The organism is Actinacidiphila sp. bgisy167 (genome assembly GCF_965342175.1).
Classification (GTDB): domain Bacteria; phylum Actinomycetota; class Actinomycetes; order Streptomycetales; family Streptomycetaceae; genus Actinacidiphila.
Genome location: NZ_CBDRBL010000023.1, coordinates 61,330 through 83,035, shown reverse-complemented (window position 1 = coordinate 83,035; position 21,706 = coordinate 61,330). Strand labels below are relative to the sequence as shown.

Here is a 21,706-nt window from a genome sequence, read left to right as displayed (position 1 = left end):
AGGAGGCCGCGTCAGTAAGGCTGCGTCCCGGAGGCGAGTTCGGCCCACACGACACGGCCGCCACCGTCGTCGGTGGGCCGGACTCCCCAGGCCTGCGAGAGCGCGCCCACCAGCAGCAGGCCGCGTCCGCCCTCCTCGTCCACACCAGCGGCCCGCGGCCGGGGCGCGGTCGGCGCGCGTCCCTGGTCGCTGACCTCGAGCCGCAGCCGGGCGCCGTCGAAGCGCATGCCGCAGGTGACGCACTCACTGCCGGTGTGCATGACGGCGTTGGTGAAGAGCTCGGAGACGATCACCTCCGCGTCGTCGCACAGCCCCTCGTCCGCGTCCCACTCCCGCAGCCGTGCCCGCACGCGATGGCGCGCGTCGGCGACCGAGGACCCGCGGGCGGGCAGACGGAACAGGTCCTGGCAGTGAGGGGCGTCGGGGGTGCCGCGGCGCTCTAACCGCAGAGCGACTGGTGAGGAGGCCACGTCGCTAACTATGCGGTCCCGCCGGAACTGTTGGCAAGATGCGATCTGTAATTTACAGAACGACGGGTGCGCACTGTCGGCTCCTGATGACGGCATGACACACTGCTTGCGTCAGAGGGGAGTTGGGGAAGTGGTCGTGATGGACACGCGGTCGGGCGGTGCTCCCACCGTCCTCCGGGTGGTGCTCGGCAAGCGGCTCCAGCACCTGCGCGAGAGGGCCGGACTCTCCTACGAGGACGCCGGCCGGGCCCTGGACGTCACCCACGCCACGATCCGCCGCATGGAGAAGGCCGAAGTCGGCCTGAAGATCCCCTACGTCGAGAAGCTGCTGCTCACCTACGGGGTCACCGCCCCGGAGGAGCTCGAGGAGTTCCTCGCGCTGGCCCGGGAGGCCAACCAGCCCGGCTGGTGGCACCGTTACCGGGACGTCCTGCCGGACTGGTTCAGCGCCTTCGTGAGCCTGGAGGGCGAGGCCCGCGTCATCCGCGCCTACGAGCCGCACTATGTGCCCGGACTCCTGCAGACCGAGGACTACGCGCGCGAGGTGCTGCGGGCGGGGAATCCGCGCGCCGGTGAGGCGGAGATCGAACGGGGGATCGCCCTGCGCATGGAACGCCAGGCGCTGCTGACCCGTGAGGACGCGCCCCTGCTCTGGGTCGTCATGGACGAGACGGTCCTGCGCAGACCCATAGGCCGTCCGGCGGTCATGCGCGCCCAGATCGCCAAGCTGATCGACTCCTGCGCCCTGCCCGCCGTACGCCTGCAGATCATGCCGTTCACGGCCGGACCGCACCCGGCCATGTACGGGCCGTTCCACATCTTCCGCTTCGAGACGCACGAGCTCCCGGACGTCGTCTACTCGGAAAGCCTGGTCGGCGGCGTCTACTTCGACGACCGCGACGACGTCTCGACCTTCCTGGAAGCCCTGGACCGGATGTGCGCCCAGGCCGCGCCGGCCGCCGGCACCGAGCGGATCCTCGCCCGCATCCACGAGGAGACGTGAGCATGGAGCGGATCCGCGACGGCGTGCCCACCGGGAGCCTCGGGGCGCGGGCCGGAGCAAGCCGTGGATCGGGGGCGACGGCGGCTCGTGCGTCCGTGGTCGCGCCCCCACCAAGGACGACGGCCCGGGCGGCGCCACGGCCCGTCCGCGCGTGCCGACGTCCCGCCGCCGCGAACGGCGGGACGGGCCGGAAGAGCATCGACCGCAGCACTCACCGGCCCCTCAGGGGCCATCGGAATCCGAACGGAGCAGGGCGTTGACCGACAAGGGCTTCCCCGCGGAGGAGATCGACACCAGCCGGCCGCACCCGGCCCGGATGTACGACTACTACCTCGGCGGCAAGGACAACTACGAGGCCGACCGCGAGGCGGCCGAGATGGTGATCCGCATGACCCCCGACGCGCGCCCCAGCGCGCGCGCCAACCGGGAGTTCATGCAGCGCGCGGTGCGCTACGCGGCTGGGCAGGGCATCCGGCAGTTCATCGACATCGGCACCGGCATCCCCACCTCGCCCAACACGCACGAGGTGGCCCGCCCGGTCCTGCCCGACGCCCGGGTCGCCTACGTCGACAACGACCCCATCGTGGCGGCCCACGCCGGCGCGCGGCTCACCAACACCGGCAACGCCGGCTTCTTCCTCGGCGACGTCCGCGAGCCCGAGAGCATCCTGGAGCACGCCACCATCCGGGAGCTGATCGACTTCGACGAGCCCGTGGCCCTGATGCTCGTCGCGCTCCTGCACTTCGTCCGCGACGACGAGGACCCGGCCGGGATCGTGCGCGCCCTCACCAAGAACCTGGCGGCCGGCAGCGCGCTGATCCTCAGCCACGGCACGACCGACTTCCACCAGGACGTGGACGCCGACGCCGCCGAGGCCTACAAGAACGCCACCTCCACCCTCACGCTGCGCAGCAAGTCGGAGATCGAGCCCTTCTTCGACGGCTTCCCGCTGGTCGAGCCTGGACTCGTGCAGGTGCCGCGGTGGCGCCCGGACAGCCCGCTCCCGGAGGAGGGCGAGCACGTCCGCATCGCCTTCTGGGGAGGCGTCGGCCGCAAGGGCTGACACGGCTCTCCGCGGCCCCGCCGGGCCGCTCGCTACGGGGACGTCGGCGTCAGCAGGCGCAACGGAGTCCGGCCCGGCGGCGGCGCGGCGGGGATCCGCTCCAGGACCCCGCCCGCGAACACGTCGTAGAGTGGCAGCGTCTCAAGGTGGACATAGCCGATGTGGCAGTCGCAGACGGCCAGCGGGCATGCCCGCTGGCGCAGCGCCGCGCGGTAGGAGCCGTCGTAGAGGTTGCCCAGCTCCTCGCGGACGAAGTGGCAGCGGCGCACCGTGCCCTCGCCGTCCACCGATATGACCGACTCGCCCGTGCGGCACGGCAGACCCGCGCTGCGGTGCGGATGCCGGCTGTACGGGAACAGCGGGTCCAGCGCGGTCCACCGCTCCGCCTCGGCGTCGGTATATGTGTGGCCCTCGGCGGCGTTGACCCACAGGTAGACGTCGTCCGGAAGGTCGGCGCGCAGCCGCCGGGCCTGCTCCAGGTGCTCCGGCAGGCCGACGACGCCCACGCTGTGCCGGACGCCGCGGGCGGCCAGGTCGCGGCACTTGGCCAGGAACCGGTCATAGGGCGTCTGGCCGGGATGGAAGGTGCACCACAGGGCGAGCGTGTCCAGGTCGGCCTCTTCCAGCCACTGGGTGCGGCAGCTGAGGTTGGTCTGGATCGCCACGCGGCGCACATGCGGCAGCCGGCTGAGCTCCACCAGAGTGCGCCGGTACCAGGACCGCACCAGGCCCTCGCCCCACGGGGTGAACAGCAGGGAGAGCCGGTCGCCGTCCTGCCCGGCCGCCCATCCGGCGAAGCGTTCGAGGGCGGCGCGGTCGGCGGTCAGCTGGGCACGGCTGTCACGGCGCTTGGCGAAGGGGCAGTACGGGCAGTCGTAGTCGCACGAGGCCAGCGGGCCGCGGTAGAGGATCGTCAGGTCCATGGCGGGGGCCTCACTTGGGTTCGTAGGCGGCCATGCGCCGGCGCACGGCGGTGGAGAACAGCTCGGGACCGGCCGCGTCGGAATGGGCGAGGCCCTCGGGCGACAGCCGCAGCACCTCCGGCCCCGCGGCCGCGTCCAGCCAGCCCCGGTCGGCGAAGTGCTCCAGTTCCTCGGCGAAGTCCTCCCCGGGAGAGGTGCCGAACCGGGCCCGGTACTCGGCGACGGGCAGCCCTTCGGCCTGCAGCAGGGACTGCAGCAGGTGCCGGCGGCGGGCCTCCTCGTCGTCCATTGCCCAGCCGAAGTCGGCGTGGCCGAATTCCCGCGTGGTGCGCGCCGTGTAGGCGTCGATGATGCCGCGGATGCGGTGCATGTCGACGGCGTAGTCGAAGGAGTAGTGCAGCGTGGAGGTGTACGAGCGGGCCCCGCAGCCGAGGCCCACCATGCCGTCGGTCTGGCAGGCGTAGTCCCCGCCGCCGGCGGCCGGGGCGCCCGTACGGCGGAACATGCGCATCGACACCTGCTCGTAGCCGTGTGCCAGCAGATGGTCGCGGCCGTGGCGGTAGAGCCGCAACCGCTGCTCGTCCCACGCCGCCTCGCTCCGGTCGCTGCCGGCGGCGCCGGTGGTAGCGGTGCTGTGCCGGCCGAGGCCGGTGAGCGGGCGCACGTACAGCGGGTACAGATACAGCTCCTCGGGACGCCAGGCGAGCGCGGCGTCCAGCGACTGCGTCCAGGACCGCTCGGTCTGGCCGTCGATGCCGTAGATCAGGTCGATGTTGAGGACGGGGATGCCCGCCTCCCTGATCCTGCCCAGCGCCGCCTCGACGTCGCCCCGGCGCTGGGGGCGGACGGCCGCGCGGGCCTCGGCCTCGACGAAGCTCTGCACGCCCAGGCTCAGCCGCGTCGTGCCGCGCTCCGCGAGCACCCTGAGCCGGTCGGCCGTCGCGGTGGCCGGCGAGGCCTCCACGGAGAGCGGTATGGCGCGCAGATCGGCGCCCAGGCCGCCTTCGGCGAGGTCGCAGAGCCGCTCCAGCTCGGTGGCCGACAGATACGTGGGAGTGCCGCCGCCGAAGGCCGCGTTGGCGAACCGCGCGCCCTCGCCCAGGGCCTCCCGCACCGCCGCGGCCTGGCGCTCCAGAGCATCCAGGTAGGCGGTGGCCAGGCCGTCGGGCGCGCCGATCCGGGTGAAGAGGTTGCAGAATCCGCAGCGGACCTCGCAGAACGGGATGTGGAAGTAGAGGGACAGCGCGTTCTTCGGCTCGTCCGCCCACAGATCCCGCAACCGGGCCTGCTCGCGGGGGAGCGCGCGGTAGGCCGTCTTGTGCGGATAGGCGTACACGTAGTGCCGGTACGGTCGCGGCGAGGCCGCGGCCGAGGGCGTCGGGGACAGCGTCACGTCGGTGGAGGTCATCGGGCGGCCCCGTCGAGGAGGAAGTGGGCATAGGGCACCGTCCACACGACCTCGTGGCCGATGCGGTGGCCGGTGTGGCCGTCCTCGCCGTAGGCCGTGCCGTGGTCGGAGCACACGACGGCCAGGCACGGACGGCGGCTCGAGGCGGCGGCGAAGAGCCTGCCGATATGGCGGTCGACGTACTCGAGGGCGGCGGCGTGCGTGGCGCGCGAGTCGCCCGCCTCCCGGGTGGCGCCCGGCAGGTGGAACCAGTTGGGCTGGTGCAGTGCCGACACGTTCACGAAGAGGAACAGCCGCCGCTCCGGCGGCAGGGCCGCGACGACCTCCTCGGCACGGATCACCTGTGCCTCGAAGGAGGTGGGCGAGGCGACGCCGAACTCCAGCTCCCAGTGGCTCTCCTGGAAGAGCCCGGGCAGCACCGACCCCAGCGGCGCCTGCTTGTTGAAGAAACCGACGCCGCCGATGCACACCGTGCGGTAGCCCGCCGCGGCCAGGCCCGAAACCAGATCCGGGGTGTCGTACACGAAGGTGCCGTCCGCGGTGCTCTCACTGCCCGCGAAGCGCGCCGCGAACAGCCGCGGGTGGGGTCCGGGGGCGGTGGGCGTCGGCAGGAAGCCCGCGAAGATGGCCTGGTGGGAGGCGTAGGTGAAGCTGCCGGGTGCGTGCCGGCGCTCCCACCTGCCGCCGGGCAGATGGCGGGCCAGGTGGGGGATGCGGCCGGCCGCGGCCAACTCCTCCGCCACGTCGTGGCGGAGGGTGTCCAGCGTGACCAGCAGGATGTCGTGGTTGCCCACGATCTGGTTCATGTCAAGCGGTGGCGTCATGGTGGTGCTCCTCGCGTCGCGCGCGCTCCAGCGTCGCCGGTACGGCGGCCACCTGGGCGGCGTAGGTGTCCAGGCCCTCGGCTGCCGTGCCCGGCAGGCCGGTGAGCCGGGGCAGCAGATCCCCGAAGGCGTTGACCTCGCCGACGGCGAAGCGCCGCCAGCCTCTCGCGGGCAGGATGTCCACGCCGACGCAGAGCGTGCCGGGGAAGCACGCGGCAGCCCGTTCGGCGGTCCCCAGCACGTCAGTGAAGTCGCCGCCCGCCGCGCGGATCGCCGCGCGCGCCGTGTCCAGGTCGCCGCGGGCACCGCCGAGGTGCAGATTCGTCATCGGGTGCGGGCTCGTGCGGACGACGGCGTGCGTGGCACGGCCGGCGACCACCACCACCCGCAAGTCGGCCGCCCGGCCGTGCTGGGACGCCTTCGGCACCCAGCGCTCGACGTGCAGCCCGTCCGGGGCCAGCGCGTCCACGAGGGCGGCCACCTCCGCTTCCGTGCGGTATTCGCGCACCCGCAGCGAGTTGAACAGGCGTCCGTCGCCGGTAGTCTCCACCGAGGTCCTCGCCTTGACCCGGTCGGGACCCGCCGTCGCCAGCGCCACCACACCCGAGGCGGAGGAGCCATGGGCGGGCTTGAGGAACGCCCGGGAGATCCTTGCGGCCCGCAGGCGCTCCTTGAGCTCCGCCCAACCGCGAACCGGTGGCCCGTCGAGAGCGGGCGGCACCGGGACGCCCGCCGCTGCGAGCCGGGCGTGGCAGCGGCGCTTGTCGAACAGGACGGCGATCTCCCCTGCGTCGGCGGACGGCACCGCGCCGGCCCGGCGGGCCGAAACCGTCACCTCCCGCACGGCGGCGGTGAACCGGCGGTACCACAGCGCGGTGCCCTCGACCCGGGCCGGGTCGTCGGCGCCCCGCAGCAGCCGGTCGACCTCGGCGTCCTCTCCGGGGGAGTCGAGGCGCACGAACTCGCCGGGCGCGAAGGCGTACTCTCCGCGCAGCACGTCGCGCCACGCCAGCACGCGCGGCGCGGGATGCCCCGCTGCCCGCACCGCCGCAGCGAACAGCGTCGTCCTGCGGTTGCCGGGGTTGCCCACCACGGTGACGTCGAGCACGCCGCCGGTGCCGCTACTCGGAGACGGCGACATAACGCCACTCCTGGTCCTGCCAGCGGCGCGGCTCGCGGTGCTCCGACAGGTCGATCTCGGTGCCCGCGGATTCCACGGTCGCGCGCAGCCGGTCGGCCAGGGACTCGCTCAGGAAGTGGTGATGCAGGTCGAGCCGCTTGAGATGGGTGAGCGGCTGGCCGCCCAGCAGCGCCTCGGCACCGGTGTCGGTGAGGATCCCCATGGACAGGCTCAGGCTCTCCAGTTGCGCCACGACGGGCGCCGAGGCCACTGCCGCCGCTATCTCGTCCTGGATCTCGCTGTCCTGCAGGCCGAGGTGGCGCAGGGCGGGGAAGCAGCCGCCGGCGAGGACCGGCGCCAGGTCGGCCACCGCGGCGTCGCCTCCGTACTGCGGCACGCCGAGCCACAGCTCCAGGTGCTCCAGCGCGGGCAGTTCACTGGCGCCGATCGCCCGCACCACCGCCCCGGGCAGCCCGCCGGACTCGAAGCGCAGCACGCGCAGCGCCTCATGGCGGACCGGGCGCAGCGACAGCGGCTCCTCGCCGATGCCCTCGGAGTCGCCGCCGCGCACACCGAACTCCTCCAGCCGCGGGAAGTGCTCGAGAACGGGCGTGACGTCGGTCATCTGCAGCCAGGAGATCTCGCACTCCTCGCCGATCACATCGGCCAGGAACAGCGCGCGCAGCGCGGGGAAGCCCTCCGCGTCCGCCAGCACCAGCTCCAGCGCGGGACGCAGTTCGGAGTACTCGTCGTCGTCCCACCACGGCCCGATGACGAGGGCGCGCACCCGCGTGGTGTCGACCGCCGTGGTGAAGTGGGCCCACACCCGGGAGAAGGGGATGTCGCCGGCCTCGAAGCAGTCCAGCCGCCAGGCCACGGCATCCGGCTCGGGCAGTTCGGCGGTGCCGGCCTCGGGCAGGGTGTACACGGGGAGACCGTAAAGGGTTTCCAGATGGTGTGCGACAGTCATGAAGGCCTCACTCCGCGACGGCGGTGTAGCGGTGGACCTCGCCGTCCCACTCGTCCTCGTCGCCGGGGTCCGAGAGGTCGACCTCGACGCCCGAGGGTTCGAGGGCGGCCCGAACGCGCTCGGCGATGGGCTCGGTGACGAAGTTGTGGTGGAGGTCGAGCCAGTCCAGATGGGTCAGCGGCTGGCCGGCGAGCAGGGCGGTCACACCCTCGTCGGTGAGCACGCCCAGGGACAGGTCGAGCGAGGAGAGCTGGGCCACGACGGGAGCCGCGGCGACGGCGGCGGCGATCTCGTCCTGGATCTCGCTGTTGCGCAGGCCGAGGTGGCGCAGGGCGGGGAAGCGGCCGCCGGCGAGGACCGGTGCCAGGTCGGCGACGGTGGCGTCGCCCCCGTACTCCTCCACGCCGAGCCAGAGCTCCAAGTGCTCCAGCGCGGGGAGCTCGCTCGCGGCGACCCCGCGGACGACCTCGCCGGGCAGACCTCCCGCCTCGAAGCGGAGCGTGCGCAGCCGCTGGTGGCGGACGGCGGGGAAGCGCAGCCCCGTGCCGCCGCGGACGCCCAGCACCTCCAGCTTCGGGTAGGCCTCGAGCACCGGCGTCACGTCGGACTGCTCGATCCAGGAGATCTCGGCCTCCTCCGACTCGAGATCGCCGATGAACACGGCCTCCAGCGCGGTCAGCCGCTCCCGGGCGTCCACGAGCAGCCGCACGACGGCACCGGAGTCGTTGTCGTACGGCTCGCCCCACTGACCCGCGACCACGGCCCGCACCCCGGCGGGCTCCACCGTCTCCAGGAAGCGGTCCCACAGCTGCGCGAAGGTCTCCTTCGCGTCGTCGTCCCAGGGGTTGACGGCCAGTCGCCATGCCACCGCGCCGGCAGCCGGCAGCAGCTCCTGCCGGGCGTCGGGAGGAGGGAAGTCGAAGGCCGGCAGGCCATTCAGTTCCTGCAGATGTTCGACGTAGTCCATCGATGGTCTCCCGGGGTGGACGGACGCGGAGCCGTGCGGCGGCCGCTTCGGGCGGGGCTGCCACTGCCGAGAGGCGGTGGTGCCTTGTACTTGCCAAGAGTTCTACCAAGCCGCACGGACAGCGGCTGCCGCGGGCTGTGCACAGGCCGCAGGGGGAGCGTTGTCACACCCCCCGCGTAGCGTCGTGGACATCGGGTCGGCGGGCGCCGACGGCGAAGGGAGACGCGCATGTACCGGCAGGGGGACGTCCTGATCGTGCCCGTCGAGGAGGCGGCCGTGCCGCCGGGCACGGATCGGCTGCCGCGGCAGCCGCGGGACGCGCGGGGCAGGATCGTGCTGGCCCTCGGGGAGGTGACCGGGCACGCCCACGCGGTGGTCGGGCCGGGGACGCTGGTGCGCGAGGCGGGTCCGTTCGGTGCGGCGTACCTGCATCTCCCGGACGGCGGGCGGGTGGTGCACGAGGAGCACGCGGCGATACCGCTGCCCAAGGGCTGGTACCGGGTGGTGCGGCAGCGCGAGTACGTGCCCGGCGCGGTGCGCGTCGTGGCGGACTGACGAGGACGGGGGAACGAGCGATGACGACAGCGGTGACGACGGTGGCGGCGAGGAGCACGGCCGGGGTTGCGGACGCGAGCGGGGCGGGGGACGCGAGCGGGGCGGCGGCGGAATCGGCCGGGGTCGCGGACGCGACGGCGCTGTGGCGTGGGGTCGTCGCGGCGACCGGACCTGCGGACCGGGCGGCGGCGGAGGAGGGTGTGCGCCTGGCCTACCGGCTGGCCGGCCTGCCGGTGCCGGAAAGGATCGTGTGGGCGGCGTCGCCGCTGGAGGCGGTGGGCCTGGTTGTGCGCCTGACGGCGGACGGAACGGCGGGTGGCAGCGTCCGCGACGCGGTGCGCACGCGTCCGTGGGCCGCCGCGCGCCGACGGTCGGCCGACCGGCTCGGGCCGGCCGGCTGGGCGGATCACTGGGCCGTCACCGGTGCCCAGTTGTGGGACACGACGGTGCTGCTGACCGAACGGATACGGACCGCCGTGGCCGATGCCGCGCCCGCGGTGCCCGGGGGCGGGCAGGCCGTACGGCTCGCCCTGCTCGACGCCGTGTTCGGGCAGCACGACGCGGCCTGGCTGGCCGCCTTCGACGGCATGGAGGACACACGGGAGCTCGACGGCATCGCCGCGGTCGCCAGGAACGCCGGCTGGTGGTGGCCGTACGAGCGGACTGCGGTCGTCGCCGAACGCCCCCTCGAACTGCACCGGGACGAGGCCGGCCGGCTGGACCGCGGCGACGGCCCCGCGCTGGCCTTCGCGGACGGCTTCGCCTTGCACGCCTGGCGCGGCATGCCGGTCCCCGCCGAGTTCCTCGACGGGCTCACCGGGCTGACCCCGCGCCGGATACGCGAGGAGGGGAACGCCGAACTGCGCCGGGTGATGCTGGAGCACTACGGCTACGAGCGCTTCCTGGAGGAGTCCGGGGCGGAGCCCGTGCAGAGGGACGCGGCCGGGCTGCTGTGGCGGATCGAACTGGAGGGTGACGAGCCGCTGGTGATGGTCGAGGTCGTCAACTCCACGCCGGAACCGGACGGCACCCACCGCACCTACTGGCTGCGGGTGCCGCCGCGGACCCGGACGGCTCGCGAGGGGGTCGCCTGGACGTTCGGTCTGGAGGAGGCCGACTACGAGCCGCAGCGGGAGACCTGAGCGGATTCCAGCGTCGCGGCGTCGATGAGGGCCAGGTTGCCGTCCGCCGTGCAGGCGTACGCACCGGCCGTCGCGCCGAGGCGGGCACAGGACACGAGGTCCAGGCCGCGCATGTGCCCGTAGAGGAAGCCGCAGAGGAAGGCGTCGCCCGCGCCGTTGGAGTCCACCACCGGGCCGGGCGGGGCGACGGCCGGGATGTGCTGGAGGGTGCCGTCCCCGTCGCGCGCGAGCAGGTAGGCGCCGTCAGCGCCCGCGGTGGCGACCACGGCCTGGGCGCGGCCGTCGCGGAGGATGCCGCGCATCACGTCCGCGATGCGTCCTGCCGTGCCCGCGGCGCTGAGGAAGACCAGGTCGGAGCGGTGGGCGAACTCCCTGTGGTGTTCCGTCAGGCCGTCCCAGTCGTGCAGATCGGCCGAGACGGGCAGACCGAGTTCCATGATGTCGTCGTAGAGGAAGCGGGTGAAGTGCGAGATGGACAGATGCACATGCCGGGCCCGGCGCAGGTGCGGCTGATAGAACTCGCGCGGCATCCGCAGGTCGGCCGGGTCGCGTCCGTCGTAGAAGGACGTCCGGCGGCCCGTGGCGTCCACGAGGTTGACGGCCCGGCGGGTGCCCGCGGGGGAGATCAGCGGATCGAAGTCGACGCCGCCGTGAGCCAGACGCTCCCGGAGCAGCGTGCCGGCCCAGTCCTCGCCGACGAAGTCGAGGAATTTCACGGTCATGCCGAGCGTGCGGCAGCCCAGCGCCACGTTGCCGCCGGTCTGGCCGGGCCACTCCAGGACCGGCCCCACTCCCAGGGAGTCCACGAGCGGTATGGGAAGGCCGTCCACCCGCACCACGGTATCCACGCCTGAACCCCCGACAACGAGCACGTCGTATGCCGGCTCTCGCGCTGTCATGCGCACCTCCTTCACCACCCGGCGCCATGCTACGGCCGGTGGTGGCCCCCGGGCGCGCGATCAGCGCGGGCGCTCCCGCGCCGGTATCCGTCCAGGACGTCCTCGCGGAGCAGGAAACCGAAACCGGCGGATTCCAGCCGCAGTCCCAGCTGGGCCTTGTCGATGATTGCCAGCACGTAGGCGCGGAGGGTCCAGGGACATCCGCTGTTCGTCCGCGTCCTGTGGACGCCGGCCGGTCGAGGTGACCGCCACGTTGACGAAGAGCAGCGCATCCTCGGCTGCGACGAGGTTCCCGTACGAACGCATGCCGAACTTCCCCCGAGTACGGACGCCGACCGGGGGCGGGGGGCACGAGCTGCGAATCGTTGCTTCACAGGCAGGGCCCGGAAGTGCACCGGAGTCCCGCGGCCGTCACATGACCGCAACGCAGGAGGCCGCGGGTTCTCTACTGGCCCTCTCCCCGCGAGATGAGCCCCTGAAGCGCAGCCGGGAGACGCCGTATGTACCCCACTGCGGCCGGACAGTGAAGGGGTAGGGGGCGGAAGAACCCCAACGAGGGTGGCGCGCTCACTCGTTCCAGTGGCCCTGCTGCCCCGGACGTACCAGCGGCGCATGAGCCGCGTTGCAAGGGGACATGGACAGCAGCACATCCTCGCTCCTCGGATCCCTTCCCTTGGGCCACCTGGAGCACCACCGGACCTTCGCGGAACTGACGGGCGCCTACTGGATGGACCCGCCGATCTACACGGAACTCCTGGCCGACTGGCGGGCCCGCGGGCGTGCCGTCCCCGGACCCCCCGCGCGGGGCGACGTACCGCACGCGACCGGGTTCAGCGCCGGCCATCTGCCGCCACAGCTGCCTGGGGCGGGGCCGGTTCCCTCGATGTAGGTGAGCGGAGGCGCCCGTCCCGGTTGTCCATCCCCCGCGGCCCGGTGCGGGGCAGGACGGCGATGCGCGCGCCTCGGCTTAGCTTGATCTTTAAGTGTGCTGCTCGGCTGTGATAGGCGGGCCGGCGTCGCGGGTCGATGGCTCTCGCCTGGCGGCGTTGTCGTCGGTCGCCGCAGCTCCGCTGCGTCTCCCTTCTCCGCCTTGCCGGACTCGGCCCTCGACCCGCTCCTTTCTCCACCCCGCCTATCCGCGCGACCTCTTACGCAGCGGATCCCATGGCCCGCCCGACTGCGGGCGGCCGTGTCGGCGAGGGCGGGTCGGCCTCCGTGGTTGTCGGGCTTCGCGAGGGTCTGCAGCAGGACGCCGGGATCCGCAGGCCGGGGTCCTCGGGCACGCTGAGCACGTCCCGGAGGCGCTCGGCGGGGAGCAGGGCCGTCCCGCTCTCGCCGTGTTCCCGTGCCCGCTTCACGCTCGCGGATCCGCCGCGGCGGCGGGCCGCCACTCCATTGCCGGTTTCGAAGGCGCATTTCTCCTACGCTCGACCCTGGTAGATATTTCTAACCGGCGGAAGGGGTGGCGGGAAATGGCGTTTTGGAGCGCGAAACGTCTGTTTTCCGTTCGTCTGTACGGCGTTGTGGGACGGGCCTGCCGTGCTCTGCACGGCGGGCCGCGGGACGGTGCCGCACTGGACCGGCTGGTCAGGACGGCGGAACGGCTCGACTACGGCGGCGGCCCGCCCCGGGTGCCGGACCGGGAACCGGGGCGTCCGGGCTGAGGGGGATTCCGTGTTCCGGCGGACGCGGGGGCGTCGGTGGGGAACCCGGGCGAATGCGGGAAAGGTGCTCGCCCGTGCAGCCGAAAGTCGCATCGGTGTTCGGTTGCGAGGTGGGACGATCCAGGCCGACACCCGGACGACCGGCGGCGCCGGAGCGTGAGCGCATACGTGCACGCGGCGGCGCGTCCCGACCGGGAGCGGTAACCCGTGCCGGACGAGCCGACGGGTGCGGAGGGCGCCCCGGAGGCCGTGCGCGGCGGGGTAGGGGTTGCCGCCGGGGAACCTGCCCCGGGCCGGAGAAGACGTGATCCTCGAGGCTCGCGCCGGAGCGTGGCATCAGGGAATATAGTTCGAGATTCAACATGTTAGGTTGGCTGACAGCGCCCGCACACCGCAGAAGGAGAATCCCGATGGCCACCGAGCTGGATGTCCGCCGCGCCGGCCAGCGGTTCCACACCCGCGCCGGCTGGCTCGACTCGCACCACTGCTTCTCCTTCAGCCACCACTACGACCCGAAGAACACCCACTTCGGGTTGCTGCTGGTGTCCAACGACGACGTCGTCGCCCCCGGCACAGGCTTCGACACGCACCCGCACCGGGACATGGAGATCGTCACCTGGGTGCTCGAGGGCGGCCTGGTGCACCAGGACTCCGAGGGGCACAACGGCGTCATCTACCCGGGCCTCGCCCAGCGGATGAGCGCGGGCACCGGCATCCTGCACAGCGAGAAGAACGACAGCTGGAAGCTGACCGGCGCGCCCGAGCACAAGGAGCCCGTCCACTTCGTGCAGATGTGGGTCTTCCCCGACGAGCAGGGGATCAAGCCCGGTTACGAACAGCTCGACATCAACGACGAGCTCGCCCGCGGCGGCTGGGTCACCGTCGCCTCCGGGAGGGACCGCGACCGCGGCGAGCGCGCCATCTCCATCCGGCAGAAGCACGCCGCCCTGCAGGCCGCGCGCATGACCCCGCAGCAGACCCTCGCTCTGCCCACCGCGCCTTTTGTGCACCTGTACGTCGCCAAGGGCGAGGTCGCCCTGGAGGGCGCCGGACTCCTCGCCAAGGGCGACGCCGTACGCGTCACAGGAGCCGAGGGCCAGCGGATCACGGCCGGCGCCGAGGGCGCCGAGGTGCTGGTCTGGGAGATGGACGCCGCCATCACCTTCGGGTGATCGTGGTAGACCTTGGGGACATGACCCGTACCCTCGCGAGCGCGCCGATCATGGTCCTCAACGGTCCCAACCTCAACCTGCTCGGTCGGCGGCAGCCCGAGATCTACGGTTCCGAGACCCTCGCCGACGTCGAGGCGCTGTGCGCCGCGACGGCGGAGCGATACGGGGGGAGCGCCGACTGCCGGCAGAGCAACCACGAGGGGCAGTTGATCGACTGGATCCACGAGGCCCGCGAACGCCACGCGGGCATCGTGATCAACCCGGGCGCCTACTCCCACACCTCGGTGGCGATCCTGGACGCTCTCAACGCCTGCGACGGCCTCCCCGTCGTGGAAGTGCACATCTCCAACATCCACCGGCGCGAGGCCTTCCGGCACCACAGCTATGTCTCGGCACGCGCCGACGCCGTGATCGCGGGGTGCGGGGTGCAGGGCTACGCGTTCGCCGTCGAGCGGATCGCCGCACTGCTGGAGCACGGCGCCGGCTGACGCCCGCAGGACGGCTTCCCGCGCTGTTCCGCGGCAGACCGCTGTGCCGGGATCCCGCCAGGCCCGGTTGCCGTGCTCGGACCCCGCCAGGCCCGGGCCCGCCAGGCCCGGGCCCGCAAGCCCCGCGGACCGCCGCGTCCGGGCCCGCAAGCCCCGCGGACCGCCGCGCTCAGGCCTCGCCCGGCTGCCACCGCGGCCACTCGCCGGGGTGGTCGGCCCAATGCACCTGCTCCGGGTCCGACACGTCGATGTCCGGGAAGGCGCCCCGCACCCGCGGCTCGAACTCCTCCCGCTCCAACTCCTGCCACCCCACGCCCTGGATGTGCACCCGGCGGTAGCGGTGGTCTGCCGCGAACGGCGCCACATCGACCTTGTGGGTTGTCTCCATGCCTCCAGGGTGCACCCGGGCCGCTGCCTCCGCAGTCCCCCGCCGGCCACCGCCTGCGCGGCCACACGGTGCGCGCCGGCCCGGTGTCAGGGGGTACGGCCGTGGGCCTCGAGGAGTCCTTCGACACCGTGCAGGAAGGTCCCACACACCAGCGCCGGGTCGAAGAGACGCCCGGCGGCCATCGCCCCGTCGCGCGTCATCATGAAGTGGCGGGCGGCGGCTTCGGCCGAAGGCTCCCGGACCGCGGCCTCGGCCATAAGCGCCGTGACGGTGCCGAGGAACCACTGGCGGTGCCGAGGACGGCCAGGTGTACGGGGTGATCGGCGTCGGGGTACTCGGCCGACGGCGTGAAAAAGGCGCACCCGCGGAAGCCGGGGGACCGGATGTCATGGGCGATGGCCGCGCCGATGGCCCGGAGCGTGTCGGCGGCCGGGAGCCCTGCCGCGACCGCCGCGCGGGCCCGGGCGCGCAGGGCGCGGTCCGCCTCGTCCCGGTACGCGACGACGAGGTCCTCCTTGCCGGGGAAGCGGCGGCAGAACGCCGCTCGCGCGACCTGCGCCTCCGCGACGATGCGCTCGACACCGACGGAGTGGCTCCCCTCCGCGCAGAGCACCTGGCCGTCCTGAGCAGCGGGGACCGCGCGACGTGGCCGCCGTCGGCGCGGGCCCGCACGCGTCGGGTGAGCCGCCGAACCGCGGCTCACCCCGGGGGGCCGCCCGGCGCGGTCCACGCCGCCCCTCACTCCCGCTTGTCGTCGTCGACGATCTCGGCGTCCACCACGTCGTCGTCGCCCGTCGGCGGCGCCGTGTGCGAGGCCCCGCCCCCGCCCGCCTGGGACTGTGCCGCCTGGGCCTGGGCGTACATCGCGGTGCCGATCTTCTGGGCCGAGGCGGTCAGCCGCTCGGTCGCCTGGCGGATGCCGGCCGCGTCCGTGCCCTTGAGCTGCTCCTTCAGCTCCCCCACCGCCGACTCGACCTCCGACTTCAGATCGCCCGGGACCTTGTCGGGGTTGTCCCGCAGCAGCTTCTCGGTGGAGTAGACCAGGCTCTCCGCGTTGTTGCGCGTCTCGGCCTCCTCGCGGCGCTCGCGGTCCTCCTCGGCGTGCTGCTCGGCCTCGCGCATCATGCGGTCGATGTCCGCCTTCGGCAGCCCCGAGCCGCCGGTCACGGTCATCTTCTGCTCCTTGCCCGTGCCGAGGTCCTTGGCCGTGACGTGCATGATCCCGTTGGCGTCGATGTCGAAGGAGACCTCGATCTGCGGGATGCCGCGCGGCGCCGGGGGCAGCCCGGTCAGCTCGAACACACCGAGCTTCTTGTTGTACGCCGCGATCTCGCGCTCGCCCTGGTAGACCTGGATCTGCACCGACGGCTGGTTGTCCTCGGCCGTGGTGAAGATCTCCGAGCGCCTCGTGGGAATGGTCGTGTTGCGCTCGATCAGCTTGGTCATGATGCCGCCCTTGGTCTCGATCCCCAGGGACAGCGGGGTGACGTCCAGCAGCAGGACGTCCTTGACCTCGCCCTTGAGCACACCGGCCTGCAGCGCGGCGCCGACCGCGACGACCTCGTCCGGGTTCACGCCCTTGTGCGGCTCCTTGCCGGTCAGCTCCCTCACCAGCTCCGCGACCGCCGGCATCCGGGTCGACCCGCCCACCAGGATGACGTGGTCGATGTCGGCGACGTTGATCCGAGCGTCCTTCACCGCCTGGTGGAAGGGGCCCTTGCAGCGCTCCAGGAGGTCCGCGGTCAGCTGCTGGAACTGGGCGCGGGTGAGCTTCTCGTCCAGGTGCAGTGGGCCCTCGGCGGACGCCGTGATGTAGGGCAGGTTGATCGTCGTCTCGGTGGACGAGGACAGCTCGATCTTGGCCCGCTCGGCGGCCTCGCGCAGCCGCTGCAGTGCCATCTTGTCCTTGGACAGGTCCAGCCCGTAGGAGCTCTTGAAGCGCTCCACGAGGTGGTCGACGATCCGCTGGTCCCAGTCGTCGCCGCCCAGCCCGGTGTCGCCGTTGGTGGCCTTGACCTCCAGCACGCCCTCACCGATGTCCAGCAGGGAGACGTCGAAGGTGCCGCCGCCCAGGTCGAAGACGAGGATCGTCTGGTCGTTCTCCTTGTCCAGGCCGTACGCCAGGGCCGCCGCCGTGGGCTCGTTGATGATCCGCAGCACCTTCAGGCCCGCGATCTCCCCGGCCTCCTTGGTCGCGGTGCGCTGGACGTCGTTGAAGTACGCCGGCACCGTGATCACCGCGTCCGTCACGTCCTCCCCGAGGTACGCCTCCGCGTCGCGCTTGAGTTTCTGCAGCACGCGCGCGGAGATCTCCTGGGCCGTGTAGCGCTTGCCGTCGATGGTGCCGGACTCGGGGAACCGCCAGTCGGGGTCGCCCATGTGCCGCTTCACGGAACGCGCGGTGCGCTCCACGTTGGTCACGGCCTGGCGCTTGGCGATCTCGCCTACGAGAACCTCGCCGCCCTTGCTGAAGGCCACCACCGAAGGCGTGGTCCGCGCTCCCTCCGTGTTGGTGATGACGCTGGGCTCGCCGCCCTCCAACGCGCAGACCACCGAATTGGTGGTGCCGAGGTCAATACCGACCGGACGTGTCATGTCAGCTCGCCTCCTCCCTTCCAGAGTGCGACGGGCGGAGGCCGACCACCAGACGGCCGCCCGTGGCCCTCCCGCCGGGCAGATGAGCCGGTAGAGGCCTGGGGCACCGGGGGCGGGCGCTGCTAGCGTCGGCGGGATGTCCTCACTGCATGCGGGAGTGATCCTCTTCCACGACCGACGCCTTGCCGTGCGCAGCGACTTGAGCCTGCCCGAGGCCCCCGTACCGCCACGCGCGGACCCCGCGGGGAGTGCCCGCGAGGCGGCCCGCGACATTCTCGGCGTCGCGGTCCGCACCGACCCTCGGCCCTGTCTGGAGGTGCGCGCGTCCGATGGCACCCATCTGTACTACCGGGCCGCCGTGCCGCCGGACTCCGGCCCCCCGCCCGCCCGGCTGCTCGGCCGGGACGAGGCCCTGCACCTGTCCCTCGCGCCCTGGACGGCGTGGGAGGCCATCCTGCGCTCCTGGGACGGACCGCCCTGGTGGTGGGGCCGTCTCGTGCTGGAGGACCCGCTCGGCCGGCCGCCCAAGCGGACACGGGCCGGAGCGGTGATCATCCGGGGCGGCCGCGCGCTGCTCATCCGCTACCGCCACCGCCGCGGCGAGTACTACGAGATACCCGGCGGCGGGGTCGAGCCGGGGGAGACCCCGCAGGCGGCCGTGCTGCGCGAACTGGCCGAGGAGACGGGGATGAGCGGCACCATCAGGCGGGAGATCGCCCGGGTGAACCGGGTCCACCACGGCTCGCGCCCGGGGTACTACTTCCTCGTCGAGGCGCACGGCGAGATCGCCCCGCGCGCCTGTCTGGACCTCGAGAAGGCCGCCGAGCCCGTCTGGGTCCCCGTGGAGGATCTGCGGAGCCTGCCGCTGTGGCCCAAACGGCTGGGCTGGCGCATCGCGCACTGGCACCGCGAGGGCTGGCCGGAGCGCCCTGCCGAGTTCTGCGACTCGCTGCTCGACCTGCGGGTGCCCTGCGACTGGTGACCGTCGCGGAAACGCCCGGGCGGCGGGGCCCCGGCGGTGGCAGGATCCACGGCATGGCACGCATCACCCTCGTCCGGGGGGACATCACTCAGCAGTCCGTGGACGCCGTCGTCAACGCCGCCAACTCCTCGCTGCTCGGGGGCGGCGGCGTCGACGGCGCCATCCACCGCCGCGGCGGCCCGCAGATCCTCGAGGAGTGCCGTGCGCTGCGCGCCTCGCGGTACGGGCGCGGCCTGCCCACCGGGCAGGCCGTCGCCACCACGGCCGGCCGGCTTCCCGCCCGCTGGGTGATCCACACCGTCGGTCCGGTGTACCAGGCGTCCGCCGCCGACCCGTCCCTGCTGGCGTCCTGCTATGCGGAGTCCCTACGCGTCGCCGACGATCTCGGAGCGCGGACCGTCGCCTTTCCGGCGATCTCGGCCGGCGCTTACGGCTGGCCGCTGGACGGCGCCGCGCGTGTCGCCGTCGAGGCGGTGTGTGGAGCCGTCACCGCTGTCGAAGAGGTCAGGTTCGTACTCTTCGACGAGCGGGCCTACGAGGCGTTCGCGGCGCAGTTGGGCTGACGGTCGGCCGCCGGCGAAGCGCCTCCGCGGCCCCGGACCCCCGTCGAGGCCCACCGGATCCCTCTGGCGGACCGGAGATCCTCTCCCGGCCGAACCGGGCAACGCTCTGGCCCCCGCACCGTTCGTCGGCCCGCCGTCCGCCTGGTATCCGGCGGGCCGCTTCCCCAGCCGTCGAGTCACGCCCACCGTGTGGCAGGGCGTGGCGTGAGATTCACTGGCCGGAGGCGGCCTGTTCTCGCTGGCGGGCGCGGTAGGCCCGCAGGTTTGCGGCGTTGCCGCAGACCCGCACGTCGTGCCAGACGCCGCTGTTGTTGCGTGAACGGTCGTAGAACGCACACTGGCAGCGCTCGTTGCGGCATATCTTCAGCCGCCGCCGCTGGCCGGTCTGCTGGGCCTGGAGGCATTCGATCAGCGCGAGCGATGCGACCCTCCGCCATCCATGACCCGAAGGTTCTGCGATGACGGTGCCGTGTTCGTCGACCTGCATCGAGACGGACAGTGGGGGAAGGGCGGCCTGTACCTCTTCGGACACGGCCTCGGCGCCGTCGCTCTGATCGGAGAGAAGCTCGCGCAGAGCCCGTCTCAGGCCCCGCAGTGCCTCGCAGTCGCGATCAGTGAGGTCCACAGCAGGAGCGGGCCGACCGGAAGCCGTGCTCCACCGGGCGAGCGCCTCGCTCAGCCACGTCTGCGCGGTGGTGGGGTCGTCGAGCCAGTCTGCATGACGCGGCCTGCCGGCGGACGTGGTGTTGAGCAGTTCCTGGACGAACGCGAGACCGCCGGGAGCAGGCTCCAAGGCGTAGCGATCCGTGGCCGACCACGTCATGGCGTATCCCTCTCTCCGGGAAACGAATTCCCCTGGCGCACGCAGTACCGACACGGTGTGCCAGCGGATCCTAACGGACACGTCCGCACTGCCGACGTGCCCGTCAGGACCCCCTTGGCGCTGTGGCAGATGCCCCGTGTCAACGTGTCGCGGCGGGCCGGGTCACAGAGCGAGCAGGATGCGGCCGAAGGGGCCGCCCTCGGCCAGCAGGCGTTGCGCCTCGGCAGCCTTCTCCAGCGGGAGGACCTCCGCCACCTTCGGCTGGAGCTCACCCTGCGAGACCAGGTCGAGCAGGACCGCATTGGCGGCGTTGACCTGCTCGGGCGTGAACAAGGCGAACCTGAACCCGTGGACGTGGGCGTTCTTCCATATAAGGTCGGTCACATTGATATCGGCACGCACTCCGGCCGCGTAACCGATGCTGACGAGGGTGCCGTCCACGGCCAACGAGCCGAGTGCCTCCCCGGTGACCGAACCCCCGACGCCGTCGAGCACGACGTCCACGCCCTTGCCGTCGGTCAGCCGCGCCACCCCTTCACGCAGCGACTCCTGCGTGAGGTCGATGACCTCGTACCCCGCGGACCGGCCCAGCTCCGCCTTCTCGGTGGTGGTGGCCGTGGTGATGGCCTGCGAGGCGCCCAGGACGCGGGCGACCTCGACGCCGCCCTGACCGACCGCACCGCCGACGCCCGGCGCCAGCACGCTCTGGCCGCTGCGGAAGCCCGCCAGCTCCTTCAGCGCCAGGTAGGCGGTCAGGTAGCCGGCGCCGGTGGTCAGCGCGGCGGCGGTCTCGTCGTCGACGCCGTCCGGGATCGGCAGCAGGTGGGCCGCGTCGACCGCGATGTAGTCGGCCCACGAACCGTCGGCGCTCACCCCGTACCGTCCTCCGCTCAGCACGACGCGGTCACCCGCAGCCAGTCCCGAGGCGCCGGGCTCCTCGACCCGTCCCACACCGAAGCCACCCGGCCGGATCGGCAGCGGCTTGTGCAGGGTGGGTGCGAGCTTTCCCGACCGCACCGTCTCGTCCAGCGGGTTCACCCCGGCCACCGACATCCTGACGAGGACCTGCCCCTCGGTGGGCACCGGCAGGTTCCTCTCCCGCAGTTCCAGTACCTCATAGCCGCCGAACCGGTCGTATTCGATCGCGCGCATGACTCGTTCCTCACCTCGGCCCCACCGATCGGTCGGACGACCGATGGCTCATGGATGAAAGAACTGTAACCCGTTTGATTATTTCTGTCTCTGGCTGGGTCGGGCTCTGTCCTGTCCTCAAAGGCGACTGCCGCCATACGTCCCGGGTGGCCGACCGGGGTAGTGGTGTGGAGCCGACCGTCCGGAAGCATCGTCGAAGCGCCGCAAGCCCTTCCTGGCGGACCCTCTTGACGGCCAGACGGGTGCCTGTACGCCCCGGAGGAGCAGGCGCGGGGGGCCGAGCCGCACCGCCGGGCGCCGCGCGGACTGCGGCAGGAGGAGCGGGAGCAGCGCCAGGTCGCCGACGAGCGCGGCCTGGGCGGTGCCACGACCGCCGCCGCTCAGGCCCTGGCGTCGAGCCGAGGTGCTTGCTGTCGGGGCGAGGTGCTTGCTGATACGGGCCACGCGGGACAAGCCGGATCCCGCCTCCGAGCAGCGGAGCTGGTCCCACCGCCGCGGCGGCGCGACCGGGGCCCGCGATGGCCGGGACCGCGAA

At 72.6% G+C, this 21,706-nt stretch carries 22 protein-coding genes and 1 pseudogene; 9 read left to right on the top strand and 14 right to left on the bottom strand.

The window, feature by feature from the left end; all coding sequences use genetic code 11:
* Positions 1 to 11: 11 nt before the first annotated feature.
* Positions 12 to 470: an ATP-binding protein gene (locus ACRWND_RS12190; RefSeq protein ID WP_431948723.1), complete on the bottom strand. Its 459-nt coding sequence runs from the start codon at positions 468 to 470 to the stop codon at positions 12 to 14.
* Between the two features lie 136 nt (positions 471 to 606).
* On the opposite strand from ACRWND_RS12190, the gene ACRWND_RS12185 reads away from it, so the two are divergent.
* On the top strand, positions 607 to 1,473 hold the full coding sequence (locus ACRWND_RS12185; protein WP_431948722.1) for a helix-turn-helix domain-containing protein: 867 nt from the start codon (positions 607 to 609) through the stop codon (positions 1,471 to 1,473).
* A 256-nt stretch (positions 1,474 to 1,729) separates the two neighbouring features.
* Entirely contained in the window at positions 1,730 to 2,536 is an 807-nt protein-coding gene (locus ACRWND_RS12180; RefSeq protein WP_431948721.1) for an SAM-dependent methyltransferase, read from the top strand.
* Between the two features lie 32 nt (positions 2,537 to 2,568).
* Here the strand turns inward: ACRWND_RS12180 and ACRWND_RS12175 are convergent, their stop codons facing one another.
* The 6 genes from ACRWND_RS12175 to ACRWND_RS12150 are packed head-to-tail and all read right to left on the bottom strand — an operon-like array spanning position 2,569 to position 8,748.
* Complete coding sequence (locus ACRWND_RS12175) at positions 2,569 to 3,459, bottom strand: STM4011 family radical SAM protein (protein WP_431948720.1); 891 nt, start codon at positions 3,457 to 3,459, stop codon at positions 2,569 to 2,571.
* A gap of 10 nt (positions 3,460 to 3,469) precedes the next feature.
* Positions 3,470 to 4,867, bottom strand: coding sequence for an STM4012 family radical SAM protein (locus ACRWND_RS12170; protein ID WP_431948719.1), 1,398 nt, complete (start codon positions 4,865 to 4,867; stop codon positions 3,470 to 3,472).
* The gene (locus ACRWND_RS12165; protein ID WP_431948733.1) at positions 4,864 to 5,673 is read right to left on the bottom strand and encodes an STM4013/SEN3800 family hydrolase; all 810 of its coding nucleotides are present in this window, start codon (positions 5,671 to 5,673) and stop codon (positions 4,864 to 4,866) included. Before ACRWND_RS12165 ends, ACRWND_RS12170 begins: the two co-directional genes overlap by 4 nt.
* A gap of 1 nt (position 5,674) precedes the next feature.
* A complete protein-coding gene (locus tag ACRWND_RS12160; RefSeq protein WP_431948718.1) occupies positions 5,675 to 6,832 on the bottom strand; it encodes an STM4014 family protein in 1,158 nt (385 codons plus the stop codon).
* Complete coding sequence (locus ACRWND_RS12155; RefSeq protein WP_431948717.1) at positions 6,813 to 7,781, bottom strand: STM4015 family protein; 969 nt, start codon at positions 7,779 to 7,781, stop codon at positions 6,813 to 6,815. The genes ACRWND_RS12160 and ACRWND_RS12155 overlap by 20 nt, the downstream gene beginning before the upstream one ends.
* 7 nt (positions 7,782 to 7,788) lie before the next feature.
* Complete coding sequence (locus ACRWND_RS12150; protein ID WP_431948716.1) at positions 7,789 to 8,748, bottom strand: STM4015 family protein; 960 nt, start codon at positions 8,746 to 8,748, stop codon at positions 7,789 to 7,791.
* Positions 8,749 to 8,976: 228 nt separating this feature from the next.
* Here ACRWND_RS12150 and ACRWND_RS12145 point away from each other — a divergent pair, with 228 nt between their 5' ends.
* Together ACRWND_RS12145 and ACRWND_RS12140 are read left to right on the top strand one after the other, a co-directional pair.
* Complete coding sequence (locus ACRWND_RS12145) at positions 8,977 to 9,303, top strand: hypothetical protein (protein WP_431948715.1); 327 nt, start codon at positions 8,977 to 8,979, stop codon at positions 9,301 to 9,303.
* A 20-nt stretch (positions 9,304 to 9,323) separates the two neighbouring features.
* Complete coding sequence (locus ACRWND_RS12140) at positions 9,324 to 10,445, top strand: DUF6745 domain-containing protein (RefSeq protein ID WP_431948714.1); 1,122 nt, start codon at positions 9,324 to 9,326, stop codon at positions 10,443 to 10,445.
* Here ACRWND_RS12140 and ACRWND_RS12135 read toward each other — a convergent pair.
* Positions 10,421 to 11,344, bottom strand: coding sequence for a carbohydrate kinase family protein (locus ACRWND_RS12135; RefSeq protein WP_431948713.1), 924 nt, complete (start codon positions 11,342 to 11,344; stop codon positions 10,421 to 10,423). The genes ACRWND_RS12140 and ACRWND_RS12135 overlap by 25 nt on opposite strands.
* Before the next feature lie 29 nt (positions 11,345 to 11,373).
* Positions 11,374 to 11,520: a hypothetical protein gene (locus tag ACRWND_RS12130; RefSeq protein ID WP_431948712.1), complete on the bottom strand. Its 147-nt coding sequence runs from the start codon at positions 11,518 to 11,520 to the stop codon at positions 11,374 to 11,376.
* 458 nt (positions 11,521 to 11,978) lie between these two features.
* Here ACRWND_RS12130 and ACRWND_RS12125 point away from each other — a divergent pair, with 458 nt between their 5' ends.
* The 3 genes from ACRWND_RS12125 to aroQ all read left to right on the top strand — a co-directional run bounded on the left by ACRWND_RS12125 (position 11,979) and on the right by aroQ (position 14,668).
* On the top strand, positions 11,979 to 12,233 hold the full coding sequence (locus ACRWND_RS12125) for a hypothetical protein (RefSeq protein ID WP_431948711.1): 255 nt from the start codon (positions 11,979 to 11,981) through the stop codon (positions 12,231 to 12,233).
* 1,185 nt (positions 12,234 to 13,418) lie between these two features.
* On the top strand, positions 13,419 to 14,180 hold the full coding sequence (locus ACRWND_RS12120) for a pirin family protein (protein ID WP_431948710.1): 762 nt from the start codon (positions 13,419 to 13,421) through the stop codon (positions 14,178 to 14,180).
* A gap of 20 nt (positions 14,181 to 14,200) precedes the next feature.
* Positions 14,201 to 14,668, top strand: a complete 468-nt coding sequence (gene aroQ, locus ACRWND_RS12115) for a type II 3-dehydroquinate dehydratase (protein WP_431948709.1) — start codon at positions 14,201 to 14,203, stop codon at positions 14,666 to 14,668.
* 169 nt (positions 14,669 to 14,837) lie between these two features.
* Here aroQ and ACRWND_RS12110 read toward each other — a convergent pair whose 3' ends face one another.
* The 3 genes and pseudogenes from ACRWND_RS12110 to dnaK form a co-directional block, all read right to left on the bottom strand.
* Entirely contained in the window at positions 14,838 to 15,056 is a 219-nt protein-coding gene (locus ACRWND_RS12110) for a hypothetical protein (protein ID WP_431948708.1), read from the bottom strand.
* 86 nt (positions 15,057 to 15,142) lie between these two features.
* Positions 15,143 to 15,669: pseudogene (locus ACRWND_RS12105) on the bottom strand (TetR/AcrR family transcriptional regulator).
* A 125-nt stretch (positions 15,670 to 15,794) separates the two neighbouring features.
* Positions 15,795 to 17,651 carry a molecular chaperone DnaK gene (gene dnaK, locus ACRWND_RS12100; protein WP_431948707.1) on the bottom strand — a complete coding sequence of 619 codons (1,857 nt, stop codon included), beginning with the start codon at positions 17,649 to 17,651 and terminating at the stop codon, positions 15,795 to 15,797.
* 136 nt (positions 17,652 to 17,787) lie between these two features.
* Between dnaK and ACRWND_RS12095 the strand changes: the two genes are divergently transcribed.
* Positions 17,788 to 18,633 carry an NUDIX domain-containing protein gene (locus ACRWND_RS12095; protein ID WP_431948706.1) on the top strand — a complete coding sequence of 282 codons (846 nt, stop codon included), beginning with the start codon at positions 17,788 to 17,790 and terminating at the stop codon, positions 18,631 to 18,633.
* Positions 18,634 to 18,686: 53 nt separating this feature from the next.
* Positions 18,687 to 19,196, top strand: coding sequence for an O-acetyl-ADP-ribose deacetylase (locus tag ACRWND_RS12090; protein WP_431948705.1), 510 nt, complete (start codon positions 18,687 to 18,689; stop codon positions 19,194 to 19,196).
* A 211-nt stretch (positions 19,197 to 19,407) separates the two neighbouring features.
* On the opposite strand, the gene ACRWND_RS12085 is transcribed toward ACRWND_RS12090, so the two are convergent.
* Both ACRWND_RS12085 and ACRWND_RS12080 read right to left on the bottom strand, forming a co-directional pair.
* Complete coding sequence (locus ACRWND_RS12085; RefSeq protein ID WP_431948704.1) at positions 19,408 to 20,019, bottom strand: CGNR zinc finger domain-containing protein; 612 nt, start codon at positions 20,017 to 20,019, stop codon at positions 19,408 to 19,410.
* 162 nt (positions 20,020 to 20,181) lie between these two features.
* Positions 20,182 to 21,171, bottom strand: coding sequence for a quinone oxidoreductase family protein (locus ACRWND_RS12080; protein WP_431948703.1), 990 nt, complete (start codon positions 21,169 to 21,171; stop codon positions 20,182 to 20,184).
* Positions 21,172 to 21,706: the final 535 nt, after the last annotated feature.